General features: G+C 71.3%; 12 protein-coding genes. 4 read left to right on the top strand and 8 right to left on the bottom strand.

Annotated features, from left to right (window positions below; translation table 11 throughout):
* Positions 1-247 precede the first annotated feature (247 nt).
* The 5 genes from rplI to ACIWVC_RS32975 form a co-directional block, all read right to left on the bottom strand.
* On the bottom strand, positions 248-694 hold the full coding sequence (gene rplI / locus ACIWVC_RS32995; protein ID WP_396452587.1) for a 50S ribosomal protein L9: 447 nt from the start codon (positions 692-694) through the stop codon (positions 248-250).
* A gap of 18 nt (positions 695-712) precedes the next feature.
* Positions 713-949: a 30S ribosomal protein S18 gene (gene rpsR, locus ACIWVC_RS32990; RefSeq protein WP_019631633.1), complete on the bottom strand. Its 237-nt coding sequence runs from the start codon at positions 947-949 to the stop codon at positions 713-715.
* 86 nt (positions 950-1035) lie between these two features.
* On the bottom strand, positions 1036-1593 hold the full coding sequence (locus tag ACIWVC_RS32985) for a single-stranded DNA-binding protein (RefSeq protein ID WP_396452585.1): 558 nt from the start codon (positions 1591-1593) through the stop codon (positions 1036-1038).
* A gap of 37 nt (positions 1594-1630) precedes the next feature.
* On the bottom strand, positions 1631-1921 hold the full coding sequence (gene rpsF / locus ACIWVC_RS32980; protein WP_163061065.1) for a 30S ribosomal protein S6: 291 nt from the start codon (positions 1919-1921) through the stop codon (positions 1631-1633).
* Between the two features lie 228 nt (positions 1922-2149).
* On the bottom strand, positions 2150-2314 hold the full coding sequence (locus ACIWVC_RS32975; protein WP_396452583.1) for a hypothetical protein: 165 nt from the start codon (positions 2312-2314) through the stop codon (positions 2150-2152).
* A 222-nt stretch (positions 2315-2536) separates the two neighbouring features.
* On the opposite strand from ACIWVC_RS32975, the gene ACIWVC_RS32970 reads away from it, so the two are divergent.
* The 3 genes from ACIWVC_RS32970 (at position 2537) to ACIWVC_RS32960 (ending at position 4326) form a co-directional block, all read left to right on the top strand.
* Complete coding sequence (locus tag ACIWVC_RS32970; RefSeq protein ID WP_396452581.1) at positions 2537-2860, top strand: hypothetical protein; 324 nt, start codon at positions 2537-2539, stop codon at positions 2858-2860.
* Between the two features lie 72 nt (positions 2861-2932).
* The gene (locus ACIWVC_RS32965) at positions 2933-3700 is read left to right on the top strand and encodes a deoxyribonuclease IV (RefSeq protein ID WP_396452580.1); all 768 of its coding nucleotides are present in this window, start codon (positions 2933-2935) and stop codon (positions 3698-3700) included.
* 245 nt (positions 3701-3945) lie between these two features.
* Positions 3946-4326, top strand: a complete 381-nt coding sequence (locus ACIWVC_RS32960) for a DUF4190 domain-containing protein (protein ID WP_396452579.1) — start codon at positions 3946-3948, stop codon at positions 4324-4326.
* 3 nt (positions 4327-4329) lie between these two features.
* Here the strand turns inward: ACIWVC_RS32960 and ACIWVC_RS32955 are convergent, their stop codons facing one another.
* Entirely contained in the window at positions 4330-4797 is a 468-nt protein-coding gene (locus ACIWVC_RS32955) for a barstar family protein (RefSeq protein WP_396452578.1), read from the bottom strand.
* Positions 4798-5097: 300 nt separating this feature from the next.
* Between ACIWVC_RS32955 and ACIWVC_RS32950 the strand changes: the two genes are divergently transcribed.
* The gene (locus tag ACIWVC_RS32950) at positions 5098-6027 is read left to right on the top strand and encodes a MerR family transcriptional regulator (protein ID WP_396452576.1); all 930 of its coding nucleotides are present in this window, start codon (positions 5098-5100) and stop codon (positions 6025-6027) included.
* Between the two features lie 34 nt (positions 6028-6061).
* Here ACIWVC_RS32950 and ACIWVC_RS32945 read toward each other — a convergent pair whose 3' ends face one another.
* Positions 6062-7495 (bottom strand): glycosyltransferase family 87 protein, encoded by a 1434-nt coding sequence (locus ACIWVC_RS32945; RefSeq protein WP_396452574.1) that lies wholly within the window; start codon positions 7493-7495, stop codon positions 6062-6064.
* A gap of 117 nt (positions 7496-7612) precedes the next feature.
* Positions 7613-10063, bottom strand: a 2451-nt coding sequence (locus ACIWVC_RS32940; protein WP_396455043.1) for a transglycosylase domain-containing protein, incomplete at its 5' end; no start/stop codon positions are given.

The raw sequence follows: 10063 nt of genomic DNA, 5'->3' as shown, positions 1-10063 counted from the left end.
GCGCCGGGGCGCACACCCCGCTCAGCCGACGCCTGCCGCACCCGTGCAATTCCGGCACCGGTACCGGCTTCGGCGGCGAGCACGCTCACGCACCACGGCGATCTCGGCGAGGGGCGCCGGGAGCTGTGGTGGAGAAGCCCGTCATGGCTTCTCTGACCGGCCGGCCCGGGCGGTCGGCCTGTGCCGGGACGCGGAACGGCCCCCGAGCCCATGTGGGTTCGGGGGCCGTTCGGACGCGCCCGGGGTGTCAGGCCTCGACGACGTTGACGTCGATCGTGGCGTTGACGTCGCTGTGCAGGCGGACGCTGACCCGGTGGGTGCCGACGGTCTTGATCGGGTTGCCGATCTCGATGCGGCGGCGGTCCAGGTCGGGGCCGTCGGCGGCCTTGACCGCCTCGGCGATGTCGGCGGCGGTCACCGCGCCGAACAGGCGGCCGTTGCTGCCGGTCCGGGTGCGGAGCGTGACGCGCAGCCCGCCGAGCTGGTCGGCGACCTCCTTGGCGTGCTCGACGGTCGCGATCTCGCGGGCCGAACGCGCCTTCTTGATGGACTCGATCTCCTTCTCGGCGCCCCGGGTCCACCTGATGGCGAACCCGCGGGGGACGAGGTAGTTGCGGCCGTAGCCGTCGCGGACCTCGATGACGTCACCGGGCTCGCCGAGCCCGGAGACCTGCTGGGTCAGGATGAGCTTCATGATCTGTTCCCCCCGGCCTCAGCGCGCGGTGCTGGTGTACGGCAGCAGCGCCATCTCGCGGGCGTTCTTGATCGCCGTGGCGACGTCCCGCTGGTGCTGGGTGCAGTTGCCGGTCACCCGCCGGGCACGGATCTTGCCGCGGTCGGAGATGAACTTCCGCAGCAGGCCCGTGTCCTTGTAGTCGACGTAGGAGATCTTCTCCTGGCAGAAAACGCAAACCTTCTTCTTGGGCTTGCGGGGAGGTGGCTTCGCCATCGTGGTGCTCCTTTGGGAGAGCCCCGCTCACGCGGGAATGGACGTGTACTTGGTGTTGCCGTGGTCGCGCCGGAGCAGGCCCGGGGCTAGAACGGCGGGTCGTCGGAGTAGCCGCCGCCACCGCCGCCGGTGGCCCACGGGTCGGCGGGGGCGCCGCCCTGCTGGCCGCCTCCGAAGCCGCCGCCCTGCTGGCCGCCGCCCCCGAAGCCGCCGTCCTGGCCGCCGCCGAAACCGCCGCCGCCCTGGCCGCCGCCGCCGAAGCCGCCGCCACCGCCCTGCCGCTGGGTCTTGTTGACCTTCGCGGTGGCGTTGCGCAGCGACGGGCCGACCTCGTCGACCTCGACCTCGAAGACGGTGCGCTTCTCACCCTCGCGGGTCTCGTACGAGCGCTGCTTGAGGCGTCCCTGGACGATGACCCGCATGCCGCGCTGCAGGGTCTCCGCGACGTTCTCGGCGGCCTGCCGCCAGACGTTGCAGGTCAGGAACAGGGCCTCGCCGTCCTTCCACTCGCCGGACTGGCGGTCGAAGAACCGCGGGGTCGAGGCGATGCGGAAGGACGCGACCGCCTGGCCGCTCGGGGTGAAGCGCAGATTCGGGTCCTCGACGAGGTTCCCGACGATCGTGATTACGGTGTCGCCTGCCATGGGGCTCGCTCCGGCTGCTGTGAGGGCTGAGCCAGGCTCAGTGGACCTCGGGGCGGATGACCTTGGTACGGAGGATCGACTCGCTCAGGTTGAGCTGCCGGTCGAGCTCCTTGACCGTGGCAGGCTCGGCCGACAGGTCGATCACCGCGTAGATGCCTTCGGACTTCTTCTGGATCTCGTACGCCAGGCGCTTGCGGCCCCAGACGTCGACCTTCTCCACGGTGCCGCCGCCGTCCCGGACGACCTTCAGGAACGGGTCGAGCGCCGCGTTCGCGGTGCGCTCGTCGATGGCGGGGTCGAGGATGGTCATGAGTTCGTAACGACGCATGCTGTGTCCCTACCTCCTCTGGACTGATGCGGTCACGGTCTCTCCGTGACAGGAGGGCTCTTGCGTCCCCCGCGGCGGCACCGGACCCGGATCGCCGGGCGCACCTGCCGCGAGACCGGTACAGGCTACCAACAGTCGGCACCGCACGAACCCGTTCTCGCAGCGGAACGGCGGGGCCGGCCGCCCCGGGGGGACGCCGCCGCGCGGGAGCGCCGCGCGGCGGTGCGGTCAGCGGCGGGCGCCCGGGCGGGCGGTCTTGGCGCAGCGGCGGCGTTCCAGCTCGGCCATGATGTCGGCCATCCGGGCCCGCATTCGGGCGGTCTGCGTCGTCAGCTGGGACAGCTCCTCCACGAGCTCCGCGTCGCCGATGAGCCCCAACTCCGCTTTCGTCACGGTGTGCACCTCCTGCTCTCCCCCCGCTTCCCCTCGGGGGCAGGACCCGAGCCGGTGTTCTCGAATCCGTGTTCGACAGTACCGGGTGCCGCCGACATTTTCCGCCCGTCCACGCTGGTTGATCTTCGCTCGGGCTGGGAATTCCTTACGGACATGGTCCGTCCGGTCCCGCGTTCACCATGCGCCCCAGCGCGGGAGCCCCGACCTGGAGGAGGATCCCCGATGTCGCAGGAGGCAACCGGCGCCAAACGGCCGTCCGCCCGCACTGAGCGAACCGAGCGAACCGAGGTCCAGCAGGAGTCCCACCGGCTGCAGGACGTGCTGGCGGTGGCCGCCGTCACGATCGGGATCGCCGCCCTCATCCTGGGCTGGATCGAGGCGACCCACTTCCCCGGCGCGGTGCTCGGGGTCATCGGCCTGCCGCTCGCGCTGTACTCGCAGATGATCTCGGCCACGACGAACGAGCGCTGGCTGAACGTGATCGGCATGATCGCCTCCTTCATCGGCGCCGGCTTCGCGCTCAGCAACGGAGGCTTCTCGATCTGACCTACCGCACCCGGCGCCCGCCGCCGAGCCGATGGGCGCCCGGGTGTCGGCGGGCGCGGATAGGCTCGGGGCATGCGCATCGGAGCCCATGTCGACCAGCACAACCCGCTCGACAACGCCCGCGCGGTCGGCGCGGACGTCGTCCAGTTCTTCCTGGGCGACCCGCAGGGCTGGAAGAAGCCCGTCCTGCCCGAGGGCGTCGAGGCGCTGGCCGGCTCCGGCGTGGACGTGTACGTCCACGCGCCCTACACGATCAATGTCGCGACGTCCAACAACCGGATCCGCATCCCGAGCCGCAAGAACCTCACCCAGCAGCTCGAGGCGGCGGCGTCCATCGGGGCCAAGGCGCTGATCGTGCACGGCGGGCACGTCCTGAAGGACGACGACCCCGAGACCGGCTTCGAGAACTGGCGCAAGGTGTTCGAGCGGGTCGAGTGTCCGATTCCGGTCTACATCGAGAACACGGCCGGCGGCGGGAACGCCATGGCGCGCAAGTTCGACCGCATCGCCCGGCTGTGGGAGGTGCTGTCCGGGGTCCCCGGGCTGGACTCGAAGCTCGGCTTCTGCCTCGACACCTGCCACGCGCACGCAGCGGGCGAGGAGCTCGTCGACGCCGTCGACCGGATCAAGGCCATAACCGGCCGCATCGACCTGGTGCACTGCAACGACAGCCGGGACGCGTTCGGTTCGGGCGCCGACCGGCACGCCAACCTGGGCGCGGGCAGCATCGACCCGGAGCTGATCCTGGGCGTGGTGAGGGCCGCGGGCGCCCCGGTGGTGGTGGAGACGCCGGCGGCGGGGCAGGCCGACGACATCTCCTGGCTGCGTTCGAAGCTCTGACGAGGTCGCGTTCGCAGCTCCGGCGAGGTCGCGTTCCGAGTTCCGGAGGTTGCGTTCCGAGTTCCGGCGAAGGCAGAGTCGGGTCCGTCTCTGGAACCCTCTAGGCGTGCGCGGCATCTAACCCGCATGCGACCGGCCCGACGACAAAATCCGAAGGTCACGTCACACTGAGATAGTCAGGAACCCAGCCCTCAGCGCACGCGTGTTCTCTCCGGCGGCGGGCGCGCGAACCGATCGGGAAGCACATGGCACAGCCCCCTTACGACCCCTACGGCTACGGGCAGCAGCATGACCCCTACGCCCAGCCCTACTCCCAGCCCCCGGCGGTGCAGCACCACTACTACGGGGCCTCGGTGCCGATGGCCCCGCCGACGAACGGGATGGCGACCGCGTCGCTCGTGTGCGGCCTCATCGGTTTCTTCGCCTGCGGCGTCACGTCCGTCCTGGCGATCATCTTCGGGCACGTCTCGCTGAGCCAGATCAAGCGGACCGGCGAGGGCGGGCACGGCATGGCCGTCACCGGCCTCATCCTCGGTTACCTGATCACCGCCGGCTGGGCGCTCATCCTAGTCTTCTACATCCTGGGGATCGCGATGTTCGCCGCGAGCAGCGGCACCACGTACTGACGGTCAGACGAGCCGGGGGACGCCCGCGACCTCCACTCCCACGCTGGACATCAGCACCGTCATGGGGGTGGGGGTGTCCCGCCACGCCTTGACAGCGTCCCCGAACACGTCGAGGACGACCTTCAGCGCCTTCTGGTCGGCGTCGGCCAGCTCGGACCACGCCTCGTACAGCACCACGTAGCCGTTCTTCGCGGGCGCCCACGACAGGTCCTTCAGGCAGCCGGCCAGGTCGTCCCAGTCGCCGCCGGCCAGCTCCGGCGCCTCGAAGACGCCGGCGCACAGCCGCAGGAACGCGTCCTTGTCGCGAGCGCGGCGCCCGTCGAGGTGGAAGCCGTGCCAGCCGGCCTCCTCGGCCCGCTGCGTCCAGCTCGTGTCGCCGACCGCGCCCGGCACCGGAGGCGTCCGCCACTGGTAGACGCCCGGTTCGAGCCGTCCCGCGAGCAGCGCGTTCAGTGCTTGGTTCGCGTCCACGTCCTCTCCCGGCAGTTCCTGCGTTCCCGCGGCCCGTTCCCCGCGGGAGGCCGGAGCGTCCCCCGCCTGCCGCGATCACTTCCCCGGCATCCGCCGCGAAATCTCCCATTACGGGCACATTCCGGCCACGGTCGTCCCCGCACGACGCCCGCGATGGTCGCACATGCGCCCCGGCCCCGGCCAGCGAACCCGGCCGCACCCGCCGCGGGGCGCGGCCGGCGAGGGCATCCGCCGCCCCGGACCGGGTGGGGGAGCATTGGGGTTGAGTCTCCAGCGGGTGGAGGGCCCAAGGTGAGGGGCATGGACGGCGGAACGATGTACACGATCGGGGAGCTGGCGCGGCGCACCGGGCTGCCGGTGCGGACGATCCGGTTCTACTCGGACGAGGGCATCGTGCCGCCGAGCCGCCGCACCGAAGCCGGCTACCGGCTGTACGACGCGGACGCCGCCGCGCGGCTCGACCTCGTGCGGACGCTGCGCGACCTCGGCGTCGACCTCGGCACGATCCAGCGGGTGCTGGCCCGCGAGATCGGCGTCGGGGAGGTCGCGGCGGCGCACGCCGAGGCGCTGGACGTGCAGATCCGGACGCTCAGGCTGCGCCGGGCCGTGCTGCGGGCGGTGGCGAAACGCGGATCCGACCCGGAGGAGATCGAACTCATGCACAAGCTCGCCCGGCTGTCCGACGAGGAGCGCCGGCGGATCATCACCGACTTCATCGACGAGTCCTTCGCCGGGCTCGACGTGGACCCCGGCTTCGAGGCGAAGATGCGGTCCGCGCTGCCGGAGCTGCCGGACGACCCCGCGCCCGAGCAGGTCGACGCCTGGGTCGAGCTGGCCGAGCTGGTCGGCGACCCCGGTTTCCGGGCGTCGGTGCGGCGGATGGCCGAGCACCAGGCCGCCGAGGTGCGGAAGGGCGCCTACCCCGAGGACCCGGCGCGGCTCGGCCGGCTGACGGGGGAGAAGATCGCGGCGGCGATCGCGGACGGCGTCGAGCCCCGGTCGGACGCGGCCCGCCCCATCGTCGACGAACTGGTCGCCGCCTACGCGGAGGCGTCCGGCACCACCGACACCCCGGAGTTCCGCCGCGAGCTGCGGAGGCGGACGGAGATCGGCACCGACCGGCGCGCGGAGCGCTACTGGCAGCTGATCGCCGTCATCAACGGCTGGGAGGTCTGGCCCGCGATGACCCCGTCGTTCGAATGGTTCATCGAGGCCCTGCGCGATGACTGAGCCGCTGCGCGACGACTGAGCCGCGACCGGCATGTCACGGGGACGCCTGCGCGGCGCGCGGCGCGCCGCGCAGGCGTGCCAGCGAGACCACGTCGGCGGCTCCGTCGAGGACGCCGCCGGCGGGGTCGTCCTCCCCGTCCGCCCGGACGGCGTCGGCGGACGGCCGCAGGATCTCCCATACCACCAGGGCGGCCAGGAGGAGGACGGTCACGAACCGGGCGAGCAGCGCCAGCGAGTAGACGTCCTTGCTGATGCCGCCCTCGGGCGCGTCCAGGGCGAACACCGCCGACAGGGTGCCGGAGAGGTCCGCGCCCTGTGTCTGGGCCGACACCGACAGCAGGAACCACCAGATCCCGAAGAAGTAGACGATCTCCCCGATCTGCCACGCGACGAACGCGGGCAGCTTCGGCCGGGCCAGCGCGGCGAGCGGCAGCAGCCACAGCACGTACTGCGGCGACCACACCTTGTTCGGCAGCATGAACGCGACCAGCACCAGGAACAGCAGCTGCGCGACGCGCGGGCGGCGCGGCGCGGCGAGCGCGAGGACGGCGATCCCGGCGGCGAGGACGAGGAACGTCCCGGTGCCGAGGAGGTTGAGCAGGCCGGTGTCGGCGGCCGGCTTCTCCAGCCCGTGGTCCTGCAGGACGAAGAAGACCGACCCCCAGTCGACGCCGCGTTTCTGGCTGAAGGTGTAGAACTCCTTCCAGCCGTCCCATGCGAACACCATCACCGGCAGGTTGACCGCCAGCCAGGCCCCGGCCGCGCCGGCGAGCAGCCGCCCCATCGCCCGCCACTGGCCGGCGCGGACGCACAGCAGCACGAGCGGGCCGAGGAACAGCAGCGGGTAGAACTTCGCGGCGACCGCCAGCCCCAGCAGGGCGCCCGCGAGCGCGGGGCGGCGCGCCGACCAGGCGGCGACCGCCAGCGCGGACAGCCCCACCGCGAGCAGGTCCCAGTTGATGTACGCGGTGAGCAGCAGCGCCGGGGACAGCGCCACCATGAGCCCGGCGCGCAGCGAGCGCCGTCCCGCCGCGTACGCCGTCGCGAGGACGGCCACGACCGCGAGGACTGCGAGGAGCAGCGCGGTGACGTTGAAGAACGCCATCCCGCGGGCGTCCACCCCGAACGGCCGGACGAGCCACGCCACAAGCTGCATGAACCCGCCGCTGAGCACCGGGTACTCGACGTAGTGGATGTCGGACCCGGTGAGCGCGTCGAAGTACGGGACCTTGCCGTCGCTCAGCCCGCGCACGTAGTAGAGCGGGTAGACGTCGGTGTAGCAGGCGTTCGTCGTCGTCTTGATGAAGTCGAACCGCACCGAGGCGCAGGGCTGCTTCTGCAGCCAGCCGAGCAGGCACACCAGGGCGGTGAGCCCGGTCAGCACCGGGGCGAGCCGCATCAGCCGGCCGGGGCGGTCCGCCGTGTCGCTGCCGGTGGACGGCGCGAGCCTCTCAGAAGACGACGACATGGACAGCAAGGTTATTCGCCGCCGGCCACACCCTGATCACGAAGGCGGCCCGGAGCCGCACGGGCTCCGGGCCGCTCTCACGCCGCCGGATTCGGGCCGCCGCCTGCGCGGTGCCGGCTAGGCCCCGTTCGCGCCGCCCGGGTTCTTCGGTTCCTCGTCCCGGCAGGCGGGGTCGTTGCGGTGCTCGGGTTTCGCGCACCACCAGCTCTTGTCCCCGTCCGGCGGAAGGTTCGGGTTGCAGCCGACCGGCAGGTTGAACTGGTTGCAGGGCTGGTCCTGCCCCGGCTGGATGGTCGGCGTGTTCCCGGGGGTCGGCGTGTTCTGCTGGCAGCCCGGCTGCGGGTTCGGCTGGCCGGGACGGCAGTTCGGCGAGTTCGTCGGGCTCGGCGTGTTCGACGGGGTCGGCGTCGGCTTCGCCTTCGCCCACGGGGCGACCTGCCCGCCGTTGACCGGCGGCGGGAACTGGGCGATCTCCTTGCCTTCGAGCGCCTTCAGCATGAAGCGCTTGAACAGGTCGGCCGGGACCGTACCACCGTAGACCTGGTTGTAGCCGCCGACGCCGACCAGCGACTTGCGCTTGCCGTTCTTGTCCTGCCGCCACATCGCCGCCGCGGTCGCGAGCTGCGGCGTGTAGCCGACGAACCATGCGGAGTTGTTCTCTTCCGCGGTACCGGTCTTACCGGCGACCGGGCGGGAGCCGAGGCTCGCCCGCGTACCGGTACCGGACCGGACGACGGCCTGCATCGCCGCGGTGGCGTCCGCCGCGACGCCCTCGTCGAAGGCCGTCGTGGGCGTCTGCCAGGGCAGCTTGCTCAGCGACTTGTGCTCGTTGTTGTAGACGGCGCGGCCCTGAGCGTCGGTGATCTTGGCGATCACGTGGGCGTCGCGGTGCTTCCCGCCGGCGGCGAACGTCGAGTACACCGACGCCATCGTCACCGGGCTCGCGTCGATGACGCCCAGCGGCAGCGACGTGATGTCCGGCTTGAGGTCCGGGGTGTCCGGGGGGATGCCCATCTTCTTCGCCATCTCCACGACGTTCGACAGCTGGACCTTCTGCCCCAGATCGACGTACGCCGTGTTGATGGAGTGCTCGGTCATCTGCAAGAGGTTGTAGACGCCGTTCTCCGACCGGTTGTCGTTGGTGAACGTGTGCCCGTTGATCACCCGGCGGTAGCTGCCGTCCATCGTCGTCTTCAGGCTGATGCCCTGGTCGAGGGCGGTGGCGAGCACGATCGGCTTGAACGACGAACCCGGCTGCACCTTGCCCTGGAAGGACGCGTCGAAGGGCCGCTTCCGGTAGTCCGGACCGCCGTAGGCGGCCACGACCCCGCCCGTCTTCGGGTCGACCGCGGCGAGCCCGAACCAGATGTCGGACTTGAGGTTGTTCTCCTTCCTGATCTGCTTGACGAGCTTGTCCATGTAGTCCTGCAAGCCCTTGTTGAACGTCGTCGTGATGCGCAGGCCGCCGGTCGACAGCCGCTCGTCGTCGATGCCGAGCTCGTGGAGCTCCGCCTTCACGCGGGCTTCGAGGTAGCCGGCGTTCGGGTCGTCGGGGGTGTCGCTCCATTCCTTCTGCGTCTGCGGGAACTTCGCCGCGGCGCGCTTGCCCTCGTCGAGCCAGCCCTTCTCGACCATGCCGTCGAGGACGTAGTTCCAGCGGTTGATCAGCGCCTGCTTGGCCGGGTTGGACGCCGGGCCGTAGGTGGCGAAGTAGCCGGGCCGCTGGATCAGCGCGGCGAGCATCGCCGCCTGGTACACGTTGATCTCGGTGACGGGCTTGTGGAAGTAGGCGCGGGAGGCCGCCTGGATGCCGTAGGAGTTGCGCCCGAACGGGACGACGTTGAGGTACAGCTCAAGGATCTTCTTCTTGTCCATCTCCTTGCCCATCCGGATGGAGATGAGGATTTCCTTGAACTTGCGGCTGACCGTGCGGTCCTGGCTGAGGTTCGCCCAGTAGTTGCGGGCCAGCTGCTGGGTGATCGTCGAGGCGCCGGCGACGTCGCCGCCGGTCGCGGCCCGGTAGATCGCACCCGCGATGCCGGTCGGCGAGATGCCCGGCTCGGTCCAGAAGTTGCGGTCCTCGGCGGCGAGCACCGCGTCCTGCACGAACTTCGGCACCTTGTCGAGCGCGATGTCCTCGCGGTGGGTGCCGACGCGGGCGAGCGTCGTCTTGCCGTCCGCGTAGGTGATCACCGATTCCTGGCGCAGCGCGTCCTGCTGCTTCTTGGTCGGCAGCGGGGTGTTGGCGTAGGCCACGACGACGAGGACGGCCATGCCGAGGATCATCACGCTGACGATCGCGACCGAGACCTTCCAGGACGGGATGTAGCGCCGCCAGCCGGTCTTCTGGTTCGGGTCGTCGGCGCGCCTCTCGCGCCGCCTGCGGCCCTCGTCGCCCCAGAAGCCGTCGTCGCCCCCGCCGCCCGAGCCGCCGGGGCCGCGCCCGCTGGGACCGCCGGGGCCTCCCGGACCGCCCGGACCGCCGGGACGGCCGCCCGGGGCGCGGCGCGGCGGAGGTCCGCCCGGCCCCGACCACGAGGCCGCGGGCGTGCCGCGGCGCCGCCCGCC

It is taken from the genome of Actinomadura sp., assembly GCF_044508335.1.
In the GTDB taxonomy this organism is placed as follows: domain Bacteria; phylum Actinomycetota; class Actinomycetes; order Streptosporangiales; family Streptosporangiaceae; genus Spirillospora.
Note: the sequence above shows the minus strand (reverse complement) of the source record. Positions and strands in the feature narration are given on the sequence as shown.

Bases quoted from the DNA above. Each gene is read 5' to 3' on its own strand.
- rpsF (WP_163061065.1), bottom strand. From the start codon at position 1,921: ATGCGTCGTTACGAACTCATGACCATCCTCGACCCCGCCATCGACGAG.
- ACIWVC_RS32965 (WP_396452580.1), top strand. From the start codon at position 2,933: ATGCGCATCGGAGCCCATGTCGACCAGCACAACCCGCTCGACAACGCC.
- rpsR (WP_019631633.1), bottom strand. From the start codon at position 949: ATGGCGAAGCCACCTCCCCGCAAGCCCAAGAAGAAGGTTTGCGTTTTC.
- ACIWVC_RS32970 (WP_396452581.1), top strand. From the start codon at position 2,537: ATGTCGCAGGAGGCAACCGGCGCCAAACGGCCGTCCGCCCGCACTGAG.
- ACIWVC_RS32945 (WP_396452574.1), bottom strand. From the start codon at position 7,495: ATGTCGTCGTCTTCTGAGAGGCTCGCGCCGTCCACCGGCAGCGACACG.
- ACIWVC_RS32960 (WP_396452579.1), top strand. From the start codon at position 3,946: ATGGCACAGCCCCCTTACGACCCCTACGGCTACGGGCAGCAGCATGAC.
- rplI (WP_396452587.1), bottom strand. From the start codon at position 694: ATGAAGCTCATCCTGACCCAGCAGGTCTCCGGGCTCGGCGAGCCCGGT.
- ACIWVC_RS32985 (WP_396452585.1), bottom strand. From the start codon at position 1,593: ATGGCAGGCGACACCGTAATCACGATCGTCGGGAACCTCGTCGAGGAC.
- ACIWVC_RS32950 (WP_396452576.1), top strand. From the start codon at position 5,098: ATGGACGGCGGAACGATGTACACGATCGGGGAGCTGGCGCGGCGCACC.